Source organism: Candidatus Omnitrophota bacterium (assembly GCA_023819145.1).
Lineage (GTDB): Bacteria > Omnitrophota > Gorgyraeia > DTHP01 > DTHP01 > JBFWKV01.
This window is the reverse complement of sequence record JAMWCW010000006.1, coordinates 1-17363: the sequence shown is the minus strand read 5'-3', so window position 1 is coordinate 17363 and position 17363 is coordinate 1. Positions and strand designations below refer to the sequence as shown.

Genomic DNA, 17363 nt, shown 5'->3' with positions numbered 1-17363 from the left:
AAAAAGGAGATAAATATGCTTGACCTTAAGTTTATTCGGGAGAATCCCGATAAAGTGAGAATTGCGCTTAAAAACAGAGGAATGAAAGACGATTTACTTAATGATTTGCTAAGGATTGATACCGAGCGTAGAGGATTATTAAACGATTTGGAAGAATTACGTCGGAAAAGAAATTTACTTTCCGATGAAGTAGGGAGGTTATTGCAGGATAAAAAAAATGCCCAGGAAAAGATTATAGAGTCTAAAAAAGTTGGTAGTAAAATTAAAGAATTAGAAGGTGATTTAGATAGTTTAGAGAAAAAGTTAAAGAATTTACTTCTAAATCTTCCCAACATTCCCCACGATTCAGTTCCCGTAGGACCAGATGCTTCTTACAATAAGATTGTTCGTTCCTGGGGAAAACCGAGAGATTTTACTTTTACCCCGCGTACGCATCTGGAACTAGGGGAATATCTGGATATCATTGATTTTCCGCGGGCAGCAAAATTGGCTGGTTCAAATTTTGTCTTATTTAAAGGAGAAGGGGCAAAGCTTCAGCGTGCACTCATTGATTTTATGTTGGACCTGCATACTAAAAAGCATGGTTATAAAGAAGTCTGGCCTCCAGTTTTAGTTAATCGCACGAGCATGACTGCCACTGGACAGCTTCCCAAGCTGGAAATGGATATGTATTGTCTTCGTGATGATGACTTCTTTTTAGTGCCTACTGCAGAAGTACCTGTTACCAACCTTCATCGTGACGAGCTCTTAGAAGAAGAAATACTTCCGCTATACTATACTGCATACACTCCCTGTTTTCGTCGAGAGGCAGGTTCATACGGTAAGGATACAAAGGGATTAATCCGTGTGCATCAGTTTGACAAGGTAGAGTTGGTAAAATTTACCAAACCCGAGGATTCATATAAAGAACACGAATTGTTGGTAAAAGATGCAGAAGAGGTTCTTCAGTTACTTGGGCTTTCTTACCGTGTAGTTTTACTTTCTACTGGCGATTTAAGTTTTGCCGGAACAAAATGCTACGATTTGGAAGCATGGGCGCCGGGTGTAGGGATTAATTTAGAAGTTTCTTCCTGCAGTAATTTTGAAGATTTTCAGGCACGACGGGCAAATATCCGCTTTAGGCGCTTAACGGCTAACGGTAAGCAGTCAACAGAATATGTTCATACTCTAAATGGTTCGGGAGTCGCTTTAGCCAGAACCGTAATTTGCATTTTAGAAAATTATCAAAATGAGGATGGCTCAATAACTATTCCCGAAGTTCTCCGTCCTTACATGGATGGCAAAGAACGGCTTGGTTAAATCTGAAATTGTTTAGAGTTTAGAGCATGGGATGTAGAATTTATTTACTATGTGGTTACGCGTTTTAAAATTTATTCTTGGTATCCTTCTTATTCCTTTCTGCTTTGGAACTACAGTCTCCCTTTATCACCAAATTTCTAAAATATCTTCCTATTCCACTGAGGAAGTAGTTTTTTTGTGGGGAGTAGTTTTGTATATTGTGATGCATATTTTTATTTTTAAACCGCAACGTATTTACGTTTTTGGACACGAGATGGTTCATGCCTTATTTTCATGGCTAAGTGGGGGTAAAATAAAAAAGATTAAGATTTCTGATGAAGGAGGGGAAGTAAAAACAGACAAGATAAACTTTCTTACCTTAATTGCCCCCTATATTTTTCCTACCTATACCTTGTTATTTTCTATTCTGTTTTTTGTGTTTGATGCTTCTTATAAACTAGATATTATTTATTTAAGGTTATTTCTTTTCCTACTTGGTTTTAGTCTTACGATGCATATTCTTATGACCGCAGAGACTTTAAGAAGAATTCAGCCCGACTTAATTCAAGCGGGATATTTATTCTCTATTGTCCTCATTTATCTGGTTAACATTTCTCTTATGGCTTTTGTTTTGAGCCGTATATTTAGTTATTTTTCTTTTTCTTCTTTTTTTAATCTTTCCTTAGGGTTAACTCGCAACATATTTAGCCGTATTTTAAATCAGCTTTTTGCAATATAATTAGCAAAGTTGACTTTCTTATTGATGTTATATTTATGTTCGCACGAGGGTAGGTTCCAGAGTGACCGGTTCGAATGTCGAAGTCATATAAAGAAGACTTCGAGTTCCGGATGAGAGAGGTAATTAGCTGTTTTCAGAAAAGAGGGTGTGGTTTTTATCTTCCACAGTTTTTTAGATATATGGTGGGATGCCGGAGCGGTTGAACGGGCCTGTCTTGAAAACAGGTACTCCGAGAAAATCGGGGTCGTAGGTTCAAATCCTACTCCCACCGCCATTAAGCACAAGGAACAAGGCAGGGATTAGTAATCCGTAATCAGTAATTCGTAATTTAAGAGACGCAAAATTCAAAGCGCAAAGCACAAGACGAATATAACGAGCACAACTAACAAAACGATACTAACTTGTAATGGGAAGGATGCCAGAGTGGACGAATGGGACCGCCTCGAAAGCGGTTACCTCGACAAAATCGGGGTCGCAGGTTCGAATCCTGCTCCTTCCGCCAAAAACGAACTAAACGAAAACAACAAAATTAGCGGACTAAACGTGCTAAACTAAATTAGCTGGAGAGGTGCGAGAGCGGTTGAATCGGCACGCCTGGAGAGCGTGTGGCCGCCCACAAGGTGGCTCCTGGGTTCGAATCCCAGCCTCTCCGCCATTTGAAAAATGTTTTTGCTGGCCCGCCCTCTGCAAGGGGTCGCCAGCCGATTTTAGGCACAAAATTTAATTTTTTGTCTTTGTTCCGCGTAAGCGGAACGCCAAAAATGGGCTTTTCTTTTTCTTATATTGAATTCATATTTTTTGGTAATATGATAATAGATGTAAAATTATCATTTACCATTAAACTACCAAAACTTTATTTAGTATGACAAGTGGAAAAGTTATAAGCGAAAACATAAAAAGACTGCGAGCGAAACTTGGTTTAACCCAAGACGATTTAGCCAAAAAAGTGGATATAAAATACACTACGCTTATAAAGATTGAAAGCGGAGCAGTTAACAGACCAAGTGTCCAAATAATGGCTAAAATTGCCAAGGCACTTGGAGTGAATATTGAAGAGTTAATTAAGTAATATGCAAATTGCAAGGACAATGTCCAAAACAAAAAATCAATTAAAATCAGATACAGAAATTTGTAATGAATGCGGAAGAGATGTGAGCCGGGAGAGTGGTTTATTTGTGAATAGAGTTATAGATTTCGATGACCATAGAACAAGAAAAGAAATGAATAAGCCGTTTCCACAAGGAGATTATATTTGCAGAGAGTGCGAAGAAGAATTGAGAAATTTAGTTAAATAAATTTTATGAATGAAAACAATAAAAATTTAAAAAATCTATCTTTTTCTACTAGTCTTTTTAGTTCAGATAAATTGACAGATAAAAAGGCAGATATAATCAAAGAATTATTAAACAAATATTTCATTAAGGATATGAACGACTGGAGAGATATAAATGCTGATTTAATCATTACCGATCCGCCTTTCGGGATTGAATTCAGTGGTAAAAACGGAAATTATCATAGAAATGTTAATAATGTTGTTGATGGTTATGTAGAGTGGAAAGTTTCGGAATATGAAGAGAAAATACAACAATTATTAGAAGTAATTAAAAGAAATTTAAAAGAAAATGGTCAGGCTTTAATTTTTTCTGGATGGAATAATAGCAACATTATTCATAACAGAATTTTACAATTTAATGGATTAACGTTACGAGGGAAAATGTATTGGGTTTATAATTTTGCTCCGGTTTGTCAAAGAAAAACCTCTCATAATGTTTATGAAATTTATTGGATAACAAAGGGAGATAAATGGAGTTTTAATAATAGATGCACTACGCATCATTGTCAGCAAGGTGAACCAAATTTATCTACTCTGATTTTTAAAAGAGATTATAAAGTTAATATGCCTAAATATCCAACGCGGCTTCCATTTAAACTTCTTCAATGCTTATTAGAGCATTTTTCTAATGAAAAAGATTTAATTTTTGACCCTCTTTGTGGTAGCGGAATGGTTGGCGTAGTTTCCTATATGTTTAATAGAAACTTTATTATGGGAGATTTGAACAAAAACGGCAAAATAGTATTCACACATCTTTTAGATTACTATCTAAATAACAACGGCCTTCTTCAAGATATAAAAATTAGTACTTGGTGGAAAAATAAAAAGTAAAAAAATAATAATTATGAAAAAAGAAAATTTTTTAACTTTAGCGAAAGAAATATCTCTTGAATTTAAAAGAATTCCTACACATTGGGACGGCAGAAGGTCTATTTTAGAAATGAAAGAAGCAGGTTTTAATCAATGGAAACAAATGGAATGGATTGGTTTTTATTTTCAATTTTTATGTGAAAAACTTTTACAGAATATTATGACAATTCCGGGTCCAAAATATAGAAATGTTAGATTTGACGGTTTTAAAAAGATACCATGGGATTTTAAAGCACACGCAATAAATACAAGCAGTCATCAGATTATTGTAAATGATAGCGAAGCAACCGCTAATGCTATCAAGGATTATGGTTGTGTTGGTTTGATTCTGGCGATGGGAGAAGTGGAATATAATGATGATCAACGGACTTTTCAGAAGTGGCATGAAAAACTTAAAGGTGGTAAATCAAAGTACGAGTTAGAAAGAATAAAAAGAGGCGCTTGGTCAAGATTAAGAAAAGTGGAATTTAACTTAAAACAAATTTCATTTATTAAAATTGATGATGCGGTTCTTGTAAAATGCGGTTCCTTTCAAAGAGATTTTAGAAATTCCAACGGAAGGCCACGGCGAGAAAAAGTTTTATTAGACTTAGAAAAATTAGACGAAGAGATAATTTATTTTTTGGATTTTAACAAATAATATAATATATGCCCACACAACGAGAAAAAATAGTTAAAAAAGCACTGGAGATTTTAGAAAATCGTCCTAACGGAATTAGATATTCTGAACTATTTCGCGAAATAAAAAACCAATTACCAAAAGTGCCAGAAAATACAATTCATGGCACTATTTGGGATTTAGATAAAAAAATTTCAGAAATAGGAAAACCAGAAAGAGGAATTTTTGTATTAAAGAAATATCTCAAAGAAGGTATAGAGACAAAATTAAAAGAAGTAGAAAGAAGTGTTAGGGGAATAAACGAGAATCTTTTTTATAATTCATTTGCCGACTATTTAGTTAAAGATTTGGGAGAATGCACAAAAGCAATACCACTAGGCGGAAATAAATTTGGTGATAGATGGGGCACACCCGATGTTTTAGGGGTATATAAGTTTTCTGAAGCCGATCCAATACGACCGCCAATTGAAATTATAAGTGCAGAAATAAAAGTAGATACTAATCAACTTGTTACTGCTTTTGGTCAAGCGTGTTCCTATAAACTTTTCAGTCATAAAGTTTATCTTGTTGTTCCGAATGAAGCAGAACGAGATATCGAGAGGGTCGAATCTCTTTGTTCAAGATTTGGTATAGGACTTATCCTTTTTGACAAAAATAATCCTCAAAATCCAAATTTTGAAATAAGAACTAGGGCTACAAAAAGCGAACCAGATTATTTTTATGTAAATGAGTATTTAAGAAGGTTGGGCGAGGATTCCAAGAAATTATTTTAAAAAAGAATTTGCCGCCAAATAGGAAAATTAGTTATTATTTCCCTTGCGGGCTATCGCACGCTAATAAAATCGGTTCGGATTTTTTCAAATACACACCGCTTTACGTCGTTTTTTTATAAATAGATGCGTTATAGATTTGGCGGGTTTCGTAGAACTTTCTGTGAAGCATAATGTTTTTCTGTTGTGTTTGGAAATTGTACCTGTAACCTGAGGAGGTGTGTTATGCCTTTAATTAAAATCCTTTTATTCATTGCTTTCTTTATCGTCATCTTTGGTATCAGGATTGTTACCCAGTGGCAGAAGGGTGTGGTTTTTCGGCTGGGAAAATTGGTTAGGGAAATTAATCCCGGTTTAAATATTATTATCCCGATTATCGAATATGTGCGTTATGTGGATATGCGCACGCGCACCATGGATGTCATCCCGCAGGAGGTGATGACCAAGGATTCAGTGCCGGTAAAGATTGACGCCGTGGTCTATTACAAGATTTTTGATGCTGCCCGCTCCATTGTGGCAGTAGAGAATTTTGCCGCGGCCTCTGTGCTTTTAGCGCAGTCAAAATTAAGGGATGTTTTGGGAAAATATGATTTGGATACACTTTTAGCCAATAAAGATAAAATCGGGCAGGAAGTGTTAGAGGCGCTACAAGGCCCGACGGATGATTGGGGTATTAATATCAAAAGTGTAGAAGTAAAGAATATTGAAATTCCCGACAATATGAAGCGCGCCATGGCCAAAGAGGCAGAGGCAATTCGGGAAAAACGTTCGCGTTTAGTCAAGGCTTCCGCAGAAGAAGAAGCAAGCAAAAAATTTACCGAGGCAGCCAAGACCATTGAGGCATCTCCCAACGCGCTTTTATTAAGGCAGCTGCAGACCTGGCAGGAAATTGGTGCCGAGCAAAATAGTTTAATCATTCTGGTACCGACGGAATTCGCCCATATTATCAAAAAAATGCAGGGAGAAATTAAGTAAGGATGGCGATTAAAGAATTGGCCTACATTGACGACCTGACCCAGCTGGCTAACCGTCGCGCCTTTCGGAAAAATCTGGAAAATGATGTTGCCACGGCTCGACCTTTTTATCTAATCCTTTTAGACATTGACCATTTTAAGAAAATCAACGATACCTTTGGTCATGCCAATGGCGATTATATGATAAAGGAGTTTTCCAAATTAATCGTGGATGGTCTAAAAGACACCGATAACCTAATTGCCCGCTATGGTGGAGATGAATTCGCCGTTATTTTAAGAGCAGAAGATAAAGATAAGGTGATGTATCTGTGGGATGAGATTAGGCAAGGTGTGGCGCAAAAAGAATTTATTCTTCCGGAAGGCAAGCGCCAGATAAATATCACTACCAGTATCGGGATTGCCCAGTATCCTTTAGATGCTAAGACTCCGGATGAATTATTCTTACGGGCGGATGAGGCGCTTTATTCATCAAAACGTTTAGGCAGAAACCGCCTTTCTTTTGCCCAGGAGAGTTTAGCCCAGATTAAAGAGGAAAAGCGGATCCAGAATGCATTACTTCGGCCGCCTTTAGTAGGAAGGGAGAAAGAAAAACAGGAGATAAAAGAATATCTTTTGGGTGCTGAACCGCGGAAATTAGTCCTGATAGAATCAGAGATTGGCAGCGGTAAGACGCGTTTATTAGAAGAGAGCGCAGATTTAGCCCGGAAGCAAAATATTCCTGTTTTTTTCTTTACGGCAACGGAAATCCAGAAGACGCAGCCTTATGCGCTAGTGGTGGATATCCTGAATGCCTTGGGGCTGGAGCAGCCCGAACTTTTTAAAAAGGCATACACGGCATTAGAGCCAAAGAAACAACCGGTCTTATCAGTTTTTTCTAAGTTAAAGAAGCTTATTGGCGATACAGTGGCACTAGAAAATTGGGATGCCCAGGCGCGCTCCTATCTTTTTGAAGGAATCGCCGAACTGTTAGAGTTTATTATTACGGATTTAAAGCCCCTTATCATCATCGATAATCTGGATTGGATTGATGAACCAAGTGTGGGGATTTTAAGTTATCTTATCGTCTCTAAAAGATACGCGCCTTTGCGTATCTTAGCCAGTGACAGCCGACCACCCGCTGAGCAGAAAAGACGCGCCTTTTTAGACAACTTACTCTTGGGGATTTCAGAATTTGAGATTGTGCCGCATCTAAAATTAGAACCCCTTACTGATTCCCAGACTAAAGAATTAGTGCAGAGGATTTTTAACGGTGGTATCGTGCCGGAAGAGTTTCTTCATGATATCGCACGAATTACCAAAGGTAACCCATTTTTTATCGTGGAACTATTAAGGGATTTAATCAGCCGCGGGACGATTTATTTAAGATATCCGGATTGGGTTTTTAATGAGAAAAAAGAAGCCCTGCCGCAGGATTTAAAGGAACTCCTCACCAATAAATTTAAAAACTTAGAGCAGGAAGAAAAAGAATTGCTTCTGGCTGCCTCAGGTATTGGCGGAAATTTTAAATTTGATTTTCTTTCTAAATTAAAAAAGATGAATGAGGGTTATATTGAGGATATTGTTTCCCGCGCAGTAGAAAAAAATATCTTTAATAAAGAAGAGACCGATCTGGGGATTTTGGCTTTCAACAATGAATTTGCCCGAAGCATATTTTATGATACGCTGGATGAGACGACCAAGAAAAAATTGCACCTTAATATCGCCAATACCTTAGAGAGCGAATTTAGGGATAATCTTGAGACAGTAAGTTCGGAATTGGTCTTTCATTATCAACGCGCCGACCTCCTGACAAAGGTTAAGGAATACACACCCCTTGCTCTTTCTTACGCAGATAAACTCTTTTCTAATGCCCAGACGGAAAAGATTATTGAAGAGGCCATCCGCGCCCGCGAAGAGCGTGACCGACAGGAGCCGATTAAAGAAGAAAGTTGGCCATTAGTTACGGCCATTGTCAGCGCCTTTAATTCTGCCGTAAAAAGTATGACGATGTATCAACGCGAAAATGAGGTCAGCCAGAAGATGCTGGATAGGTGTTTTGCTACTTTAATAAATTATTTTAAACTCCAGTATAACCTAACATTTTCCCATCCTCAGGGTGAGGCCAAGGAGTCCAGCCGCTTTTTAATCAATGGTCAGGAATTTCCCGAAAGCGGTTTTGTGGAAAAATTAGTCAGCAAACAATTTACGAGCATTATGCGGGATTTTGATATTGGCAGCATTACCTTTCGCAAGACCATTTCCCGTGACGAACTGGAAAGGTTTATCGTCATTTTATCCGACCCGCGACTTTTTGCGGAAAAAAAAGAAAATTGGCAAAAAATCCTTATCAATAATAAAATCGCCTCCATAAAAATAGATGAAGTGATTTATCGTCGGGTGCTTTCCGAGGAGGAAAAAAGGGAATTTCATAAAGAGGTGCTTAAGGATTTGTTGGCCAGGCAGATAATCTCTGAAGGTATGATTCCTTCCGCAGCCACTACCGGGCCAGTCAAAGAAGAGATGCCTGTGCCTTTGGAGAGAAAGGTCAGGCGCGTTAGCGAGGAAGAGAAAAATATCCTGGCCAAGACCATTGCCCGCCTACCGGCTGAGACGGTGGTGGAGACCATTGCCAATGAATATACCAGCCGCAAGAGTAATATCCAGGATTTAAAGGATATGGTTTTGGTGTGTCTGGCCAATGCCCAGAATCGCACGCAATTAGTCGCTCTTTTAAGGGAATATTTAAAGAATCTCGGTATGTCCAGTCAGACCTTTGAATGGTTGATAGATGAGGCAGATTTTTTGAAATACCCGGTGAAAAAACGGGCAAACGTTTATCTTAATGCCGATGCCAAATCTATCCTTGAAATCGGCGTAGAGGAAAATCTGAAAACCACATTGAGTGAACTTTTTAGTTTAGATGAGGAAAAAATAGCACAGGAGATAATTAATAAATATCTGGATAATCTGAAGAATCCCAGTCCGGAATTGCGGGCCTATATGTCCAATACCATACAAGATATCGTTGATACCATTCCGGAAAAGGCAGCGCTCGGCTATACAAAAAAAATTGTGGCCGTATTTTTGGAGGCCCTGGAAAATGAAAAAGAAGACCTGGTCTATGAGATATTGGTAAAGAACATAGATTTTTTAATTTACAAACTGCAAAAGTTAGAAGATTATCAAAGCATTGATGCACTCCTTGCAAAAATAAAAATTTATACGGATAAAAATTTCTTACCCGAATGGAAAAGGATAGCCACAAAAAAGGCAATGCAGGAAATGGATTTCAGCCCTTTAAATAAACACCTCGTTGCGCTTTTAGACAAGGCGGCCTTCCAGGAAGAAAAAAACAAACTCATCCTGGGCATCCTGAAAAAACTCATTCCCCAAAGTATCCCTTATCTATTGGATTTATTGCAAAGAAGGGCCTCCAGAGAAGTGCCTTTTGAATGGTATCAACAGGATTTAGCAATCATACAATTCCTTAAAGAAAACAAAGAAGACCTGATTCCCGAAATAGAAAATCTATTAAGCACTGAGGATAAAGGTAAGATAGATTTCGCCTTTTATTTATTAAATAATTTTTGCGATGAGGGTCTCTTATACCTTTATGAAAGGGCCTTGGGCAGCGAGAAAGATTTTTTAAGAAAAAGTGCCATCAATGCGCTCATTGATTGGGGGACAGCAGCCGCTCTGGGGTTAGTTGAGGAGGTATTTTTGCAGGAAGGAAGGGAAAAGCAAAAAGAAATTATTTTAAGTATGGGTGAGCACAGCCACAATCAGGCCGCCTTGGATTTTCTCTTGCGGCTTAAAGATCTAAAGAGCCAGGCGCGCAACAGAAAAGAGATTCAAAAGGCCATCGCATTAATTCAGAAGAGAATTTAGGTAAACAAGGAGGTAGGGATGAGAAGGCACATACTTAGTGGTCTATTTGGCATTCTCGCTGGTCTATTGATGGGGATAATATTTTTTTACCACCTACATAACAATGCCCAGGCGCAGGAAATCTACGGCGCGAAACTGCAGAATTTCGCTTATCTGCAGGCATTTTTTTCTGGCAATAATTTAGGATTCTTTGATACGCGGGAAGCCAAGATTTACATTTATGATATGAGCACAAATAGTTGTACAAAGATTTTACAATTAAGACAATTAGGTAATCCTTTATGGGAGATTAGGAAATAAGCAAATGAGTTATCAGGCGTTTTCCTTAAAATGGCGACCGCAAAGTTTTGATGAGGTGGTTGGCCAGGAGCATGTGATTACCACCTTAAAAAACGCAATTTTAAAGGCAAGGGTGGCGGCGGCTTATCTATTTTCTGGTCCGCGGGGAGTGGGGAAAACCTCTGTAGCCCGCATTTTTGCCAAGTCCTTAAATTGTAAAGAGGGTCCTACGCTCACCCCTTGTCAAAAATGTTCTTCTTGCCTTGAGATAACCCAGGCAAGAAGTTTGGATGTTATTGAGATTGACGGTGCTTCCAATCGCGGCATTGACGAGGTCCGCGATTTAAGAGAAAAGGTAAAATTTGCTCCTGTGCAGGGCAGATTCAAAATTTACATCATTGATGAAGTACATATGCTCACTACCGAGGCCTTTAATGCGCTTTTAAAGACCCTGGAGGAACCGCCAGAATACGTCAAATTTATCTTTGCCACTACCCAGGCAAACAAGGTAATTCCCACCATCCTTTCGCGTTGCCAGAGATTTGATTTTAGCCGCATACCCGCCTTAAAGATCATCAGCCAATTGGAAAAGATTGTCAAGGCGGAAAATATAAATATAGAAAAGGAGGTCCTCTTTGCCATTGCGCGCGCCTCCGATGGTTCATTAAGAGATGCTGAATCCATATTGGACCAGTTGCTTTCTTTTAATCCCGATAAAATCACATCTTCGGATGTGAATTCTTTGCTGGGTATCGTGCAGGAAGAAGCCCTTTTTGAAATTACCTCTAAAATTATCCAGAAAGATGCGCTTGAGGCAATAAAATTACTGGATGAAATTATTGCCCAAGGGAAAGAAGCAAATCTGTTGTTGAGCCGCCTGATTGAGCACTTTCGTAACCTCATGATTGCCCACGTCACCAAAGAAAGGTCTTCCTTGATTGACCTTCCGCAAAATTATCTGGAAGCGCTTTCTGAACAGAGCAAGGCCTTTAGTTTGGAAGAGATATTTTCCATCTTTAATCTTTTAGTCAATACCCAGGAAATCGCCAAGCGCTTTGGTGCAAGCCGCATTCCTTTGGAGATTGCCTTGGTGAAATTGTGCCAGGATAAAAAAAGACCGGCCCAGCCCTTATCAAATGCCCATCTTAGCCCAAAAGACCAGACTATTCTAAAGGTAGATGTCTCAACGCAAAGTGCCGATCCTACCACCGCCGCAGATTTAAAGAACATAAAGGCAGCCTGGCCTTCCGTGATTGAAAGTTTAGGCAAGATAAAGATGTCTCTGGCCACCTATCTAAATGAAGGGGAATTATTGAGATTAGATAAAGATATCTTGACCATCGGCTTTGCCAAGGATAATTCTTTGCATAAGGAGATTGTGGAGAAAAAAGAGAACCACCTGCTCATTGAGAAGGTAGTTAAAGAGATATTGAAGGCGGACTTAAAACTAAATTTTATTTTGAGCGAAGAATTAAAGACAAAACAGCCGCAAGCAACCGGGGTGGAGCAGATCTTAAATACCTTTGGCGGCCGTCTCATCAAGGAAGGATAAATGCCACAGGCAATAGAAAGATTGATTAAGGAACTGGAGAAGTTTCCCGGTATCGGCCGACGCAGCGCCAGCCGTATCGCGGATTATCTTTTGCACTCCCCCCCAGACCAGATTCAGGCGCTCGTTGAGGCGATTATAAGGGCGAAAGAAAATGTTAGATTTTGTAAGGTCTGCAATAACCTAAGCGAAAAGGAAATCTGCGCTATCTGCAATGACCTGAAAAGAGATAAGGAAATAATTTGCGTGGTTGAGAATCCCAAGGACATTGAGGCAATAGAAAAAGCAGGAAATTTTAACGGCGTCTATCATGTTTTAATGGGCGCCATCTCGCCGCTGGAAGGAAAAGGGCCACAGGATTTAAAGATAGATAATTTATTGGAGCGGATTAAGTGTCATCAGGTCAAGGAAGTTATCATTGCCACAGATGCAGATACTGAGGGCGAGATTACTGCCTTGTATCTGGTTAAGATGTTGAGGCCATTAAATGTAAAAATAACGCGCATCGGTTTGGGGATTCCCGCAGGAGGCAACTTAGAATACAGTAGCCCCGTAACCCTGGCGCATGCGCTTTCTCGCCGAAAAGAACTCTGATTAAGCCCTCTCCACACTGAATCAAATGCCGAAGGTAAAGATTATCTTTAACCAAGATTGTTTGCATTATGCTTCTTTTGGGCATCCGGAGTCGCCGGAGAGAGTGAGGGGTGCAGCAGAATTCCTTTTAAATTCTGGCTTTGAATTTAGAACCGCTGAAATAGCCCAAGATAAAGATATCCTTTTGGCCCATACCCCGCGTCTTTTCCAGGCAGTGAGGGAGAACAATTTTTTTGAGCCGGATACACCCAATATAGAGAATATCTTTACCTATGCCAAATTAGCCGCAGGTAGCGCAATCACGGCAGCGCAGTGGAGTTTAGAAGGAGAGATGGCTTTTTCTTTGATGCGGCCACCCGGCCATCACGCCACAAAAGATAATTTAGGCGGATTTTGTTATTTTAATAACCTCGCCATCGCCATAATGCGGATTAAAAGTAAGGTTAAAAAGATATCCATTGTAGATTTTGACTGCCATCATGGAAATGGCACGCAGGATATCTTTTTGGGGAGAGAGGCCGTACAATACATCTCTTTACACCAAGTCCCTTTGTATCCGGGCACGGGTTGGGAGTCGGTAAAAAATTGCTTAAATTATCCTTTAGTCGCGGGCACAGATTCTGCTGCCTATCTTTCGGTTTTTAAAAAGGCGCTGGGAGAAGTCAAAAATTTTAATCCGGATTTAATTGCGGTCTCGGCGGGTTTTGATACGCACAAGGACGACCCCCTGGGCGGCTTGTCTTTAGAAACCGAAACCTTTGAGGAAATTGGCCGACTCCTGGCGCATTTTAAAAAACCGCTTTTTTGTGTTTTAGAAGGCGGATATGGAAGGGCATTACCCGAATGCATTTATAAATTTTTAAAGGGGCTGGAGCAGTGATGCACACCTATAAAGAGGCACAGAATTATTTAGAGTCCTTTATCAATTATGAAAGAAGAGTCCGCTATCCCTACAAGGCCTCTTTTAAATTGGAGAGGATGCAGGAATTTTTAAAAGAATTGGGCCAGCCGCAAAAAGATTTAAATTGCATTCATATCGCCGGCACAAAAGGCAAGGGTTCAACCTGTGCATTTATCGCGTATATTTTAAAGGAGGCAAGGTATAGAGTTGGTCTGTATACCTCTCCGCATTTGGTGACCTTCAGAGAGAGAATAAGAATACTGGAGCAGCCGAGTGCGGGAACACCAAGTTGCCCTTCGCCGGAATTTGAAGGAATGATTAGCGAAGAGGAGGTAGTAGATTTTGTGAGTAGATTAAGGCCTCTTGCCGATAGATTTTCACAAAAGAACCCTTATGGACCACTTAGTTTTTTTGAAATTTATACTGCCTTGGCCTTTATTTATTTTAAAGAAAAAAAAGTGGATTTTGCGGTGTTAGAAACTGGCTTGGGAGGAAGGTTAGATGCTACTAATACGATAGATGCTCTGGTTTGTGCAATTACCCCTATAAGTTATGAGCATACGCAAAAATTAGGCAATACCTTAAGCGAGATTGCACAAGAAAAGGCAGGGATAATAAGAAATCAGAAATTAATGGTAATTTCTGCTCCGCAGGAAAAGGAGGCAAGTGAGGTAATCCGAAATAGATGTCGGCAAGTAAAGGCACAACTTTATGAAGTAGGCAGGGATATCTTCTATGAGAAATCTGGTTTAGGGTTTAGAGTTTGGGGAAGAGGATATAGTTTCCCCGAATTAAAGGTAGGATTAATCGGCGAACACCAAATGGTCAATGCCACCGTGGCAATCGGTGCAATTCAGGGATTAAAAAATAAAGGTATAGAAATCAGTGAGGAGGCAGTGAGGAACGGTCTGGCGCAGACAAAATGGCCGGGTAGATGCGAGGTTGTTGCCAGAAACCCTTGGGTTGTCTTGGATGGTGCGCAAAACCGGGCTTCTGCCCTTGCCATAAAAGAGGCGGTCAGAAAAAGTTTTCAATATGCGAAATTATTTTTAATTTTGGGAGTTTCCAAAGACAAAGATATAAAAGGTATTTGTGAGGAGTTGTATGATTTAACGGATATGGTTGTTTTAACTAAAGCCGATAATCCGAGAGCTGTGCATCCCGCAATCTTAGCCCGATATTTTAAAAATAAGCCGCGGCACTTGACACAGAATGTAAAAGATGGTTTAATAAAAGCGCAAGTGCTTGCTAACAAAGAAGATTTAATCCTGATTACCGGCTCATTGTTTGTGGTAGGTGAGGCAAGAAGTTTATTAAAAAAAGATGCGCCTTAATCTTAGTGACACAATTGCTGCTATTTCTACTTCTCAGGGCTCAGCCGGAATTGGCATTGTGCGCTTAAGCGGTAAAGATGCGCTTAAGATTGCCGATAAAATTTTTCTTGCCAAAGACAGGACGAGGCCGTCTGAGATGCCGACTTATACCATGCGCTATGGCTGGATTGTCGAGGCAAAAGATAAGGGCCAAGGGGATGGCAGCCGGGATGGCGTAGTAGATGAAGTGATTTTAAGCGTAATGCGCTCACCCAGAAGTTACACCAAAGAAGATGTAGTGGAAATAAACTGCCACGGCGGGATAGTGGCCTTGCGCCGTGTTTTGAATTTGGTCTTGGCTCATGGCGCCCGGCTGGCAGAACCCGGGGAATTTACTAAAAGGGCGTTTTTAAACGGAAGAATTGATTTGGCGCAGGCCGAAGCAGTTTTAGATATCATTCAAGCAAAGACAGATTCTGCCCTAAAATTAGGCGCAGAACAGTTAAAAGGCACACTTTCTAAGCATATAAAGCGCATGCGCAAAATCCTCTTAGATATTTTGGCATCTCTGGAAGCAAGCATTGATTTTCCTGACGAAGAAATTGAGGCAGTAGACGAGAAAAAGGTTGGTTTAAGGTTAAATAAAGTATACCAGGAACTAAAAAAAATCTTGGATTCCAGTCAACACGGCCGGATATTGCGCGAAGGTATACATGTAGTTATCTGCGGAAAGCCCAATGTAGGAAAATCTTCGCTTTTAAATGCGCTTTTAAAACAGGAGCGCTCAATTGTCACCCCTCTGCCGGGAACCACGCGCGATACCATTGAGGAGGTCATTGACATAAAGGGGATTCCGGTAAGAATTGTGGATACTGCCGGCATTATTGAACCGCAGGACCTGGTAGAGAAAAAAGCAATTCAGCGTTCAAGAGAACAGATCCGCTTAGCGGATTTAATCATCTTGGTTTTTGACGCCAGTCGGAAAATAGACGGCCAGGACCAGCTCTTGATTAAACAGTTGAAGACAAAACCGGTAATTGCCCTGATTAACAAGATTGACCTCAAGCAGAGGATAGAAAAAGAAGAAATCTTAAAATATTTTCATCCCGTGATTGAGATTTCCGCAAAGAAATTAAAAAATATTGAAGAGATTGAAAAGGCAATTCAGGATGAGGTATTTAAAGGAGGGATTAAAGAGCCAGAACGAGTTATGGTGAGCAATCTAAGGCACATCCAGACCTTAAGAGAAGCAGAAGATTTAATCCAAGAGGCGATCAACGCATTAGAAAAAAACCTCTCTTACGAATTCATCAGCCAAAACATAAAAGAGGCATTGATTTGTTTTGATGAGATAATCGGGAAAAATTTTTCTGAGGACTTATTGGAAAAAATTTTTAGTGAATTTTGTATTGGAAAGTAGAGGGGTTAAAATGGATAAGAAAAAGATTGAAAAAGCCATAAAAGACATCTTGGTGGCGATTGGCGAAGACCCCAAGAGAAAGGATTTAGTAAATACCCCCCACCGGGTAGCAGAAATGTATGAGGAGATTTTTTCCGGAATAAACAAAGACCCGGCAAAGGAATTAGAAGTTATCTTAGACCAGAAACACGATGAGATAATTTTACTGAAAAATATACCTTTATACTCGGTCTGTGAACACCATCTCCTGCCCTTTGTCGGAAAAGCACACCTGGCTTATATTCCTAAAGAGGGAAGGGTTACTGGCTTAAGCAAATTGGCACGGGTGGTAGAAATATTGGCGCGCCGGCCGCAGGTGCAGGAGCGCCTAACTACCCAGATTGCGGAGATTATTATGAGGAAATTAAGGCCTTTGGGCGTGATGGTGGTGATTGAGGCAGAGCATTTATGTATGTCCTTCCGGGGGGTGAAAAAAGCCGGGGTCTTGACGGTGACTTCGGCGGTAAGAGGGATATTTAAGGAAAACGAAAAAACCAGGAGTGAAGCCTTAAGTTTAATAAAAGGATAGGAGGTTAAAATGAGCGGTGGAGCAAGTGGATATCGTAAATCCAAGCATTATCCGGATACTAAAGGGATTAAGGTAAGTGCTGGTCAGATAGTTAAGCCAGGAACACTTTTGACCCGCGAAGGCGATAAATGGCGGCCAGGAAAGAACGTCGGGGGAAAAGACCATCTCTTTGCCCTTTGTAAAGGTAAAATCAGTTTTCAAAAGAAGAAAAATAACCGCAATAAAATCAATACCTATATTAATATAATCCCCGTAAATTGAAGACATTAAAGAAAAAAATACCCTTGTT

17 protein-coding genes and 3 tRNA genes are annotated in these 17363 nt (G+C 39.8%); all 20 read left to right on the top strand.

Annotated features, from left to right (window positions below; all coding sequences use genetic code 11):
- The first annotated feature begins 15 nt into the window (after positions 1 to 15).
- Complete coding sequence (gene serS / locus NC818_04180; GenBank protein MCM8783953.1) at positions 16 to 1299, top strand: serine--tRNA ligase; 1284 nt, start codon at positions 16 to 18, stop codon at positions 1297 to 1299.
- Between the two features lie 49 nt (positions 1300 to 1348).
- Positions 1349 to 2017: a M50 family metallopeptidase gene (locus NC818_04175; GenBank protein ID MCM8783952.1), complete on the top strand. Its 669-nt coding sequence runs from the start codon at positions 1349 to 1351 to the stop codon at positions 2015 to 2017.
- A 181-nt stretch (positions 2018 to 2198) separates the two neighbouring features.
- Positions 2199 to 2291, top strand: a tRNA-Ser gene (locus tag NC818_04170).
- Between the two features lie 135 nt (positions 2292 to 2426).
- Positions 2427 to 2519 (top strand) — tRNA-Ser (locus tag NC818_04165).
- A gap of 60 nt (positions 2520 to 2579) precedes the next feature.
- Positions 2580 to 2672 (top strand) — tRNA-Ser (locus tag NC818_04160).
- Between the two features lie 207 nt (positions 2673 to 2879).
- Positions 2880 to 3086, top strand: coding sequence for a helix-turn-helix domain-containing protein (locus NC818_04155; GenBank protein ID MCM8783951.1), 207 nt, complete (start codon positions 2880 to 2882; stop codon positions 3084 to 3086).
- A gap of 1 nt (position 3087) precedes the next feature.
- A complete protein-coding gene (locus NC818_04150; protein MCM8783950.1) occupies positions 3088 to 3312 on the top strand; it encodes a hypothetical protein in 225 nt (74 codons plus the stop codon).
- 5 nt (positions 3313 to 3317) lie between these two features.
- A complete protein-coding gene (locus NC818_04145; GenBank protein ID MCM8783949.1) occupies positions 3318 to 4181 on the top strand; it encodes a site-specific DNA-methyltransferase in 864 nt (287 codons plus the stop codon).
- 13 nt (positions 4182 to 4194) lie between these two features.
- Positions 4195 to 4860 (top strand): hypothetical protein, encoded by a 666-nt coding sequence (locus NC818_04140; GenBank protein MCM8783948.1) that lies wholly within the window; start codon positions 4195 to 4197, stop codon positions 4858 to 4860.
- Positions 4861 to 4868: 8 nt separating this feature from the next.
- Positions 4869 to 5612 carry a hypothetical protein gene (locus NC818_04135; GenBank protein MCM8783947.1) on the top strand — a complete coding sequence of 248 codons (744 nt, stop codon included), beginning with the start codon at positions 4869 to 4871 and terminating at the stop codon, positions 5610 to 5612.
- A gap of 222 nt (positions 5613 to 5834) precedes the next feature.
- Positions 5835 to 6584, top strand: a complete 750-nt coding sequence (locus NC818_04130) for a slipin family protein (GenBank protein ID MCM8783946.1) — start codon at positions 5835 to 5837, stop codon at positions 6582 to 6584.
- Between the two features lie 2 nt (positions 6585 to 6586).
- Complete coding sequence (locus NC818_04125) at positions 6587 to 10450, top strand: diguanylate cyclase (GenBank protein MCM8783945.1); 3864 nt, start codon at positions 6587 to 6589, stop codon at positions 10448 to 10450.
- A gap of 18 nt (positions 10451 to 10468) precedes the next feature.
- Entirely contained in the window at positions 10469 to 10750 is a 282-nt protein-coding gene (locus NC818_04120; protein MCM8783944.1) for a hypothetical protein, read from the top strand.
- Positions 10751 to 10754: 4 nt separating this feature from the next.
- Entirely contained in the window at positions 10755 to 12281 is a 1527-nt protein-coding gene (dnaX, locus tag NC818_04115) for a DNA polymerase III subunit gamma/tau (GenBank protein MCM8783943.1), read from the top strand.
- A complete protein-coding gene (gene recR / locus NC818_04110; protein ID MCM8783942.1) occupies positions 12282 to 12872 on the top strand; it encodes a recombination mediator RecR in 591 nt (196 codons plus the stop codon).
- 25 nt (positions 12873 to 12897) lie between these two features.
- Positions 12898 to 13752, top strand: a complete 855-nt coding sequence (locus NC818_04105) for a histone deacetylase (protein MCM8783941.1) — start codon at positions 12898 to 12900, stop codon at positions 13750 to 13752.
- On the top strand, positions 13752 to 15107 hold the full coding sequence (locus NC818_04100; protein MCM8783940.1) for a bifunctional folylpolyglutamate synthase/dihydrofolate synthase: 1356 nt from the start codon (positions 13752 to 13754) through the stop codon (positions 15105 to 15107). The genes NC818_04105 and NC818_04100 overlap by 1 nt, the downstream gene beginning before the upstream one ends.
- A complete protein-coding gene (mnmE, locus tag NC818_04095; GenBank protein ID MCM8783939.1) occupies positions 15097 to 16506 on the top strand; it encodes a tRNA uridine-5-carboxymethylaminomethyl(34) synthesis GTPase MnmE in 1410 nt (469 codons plus the stop codon). Before NC818_04100 ends, mnmE begins: the two co-directional genes overlap by 11 nt.
- 10 nt (positions 16507 to 16516) lie before the next feature.
- Positions 16517 to 17074 carry a GTP cyclohydrolase I FolE gene (gene folE, locus NC818_04090; GenBank protein ID MCM8783938.1) on the top strand — a complete coding sequence of 186 codons (558 nt, stop codon included), beginning with the start codon at positions 16517 to 16519 and terminating at the stop codon, positions 17072 to 17074.
- Between the two features lie 9 nt (positions 17075 to 17083).
- Positions 17084 to 17335, top strand: a complete 252-nt coding sequence (locus NC818_04085) for a 50S ribosomal protein L27 (GenBank protein MCM8783937.1) — start codon at positions 17084 to 17086, stop codon at positions 17333 to 17335.
- Positions 17336 to 17363: the final 28 nt, after the last annotated feature.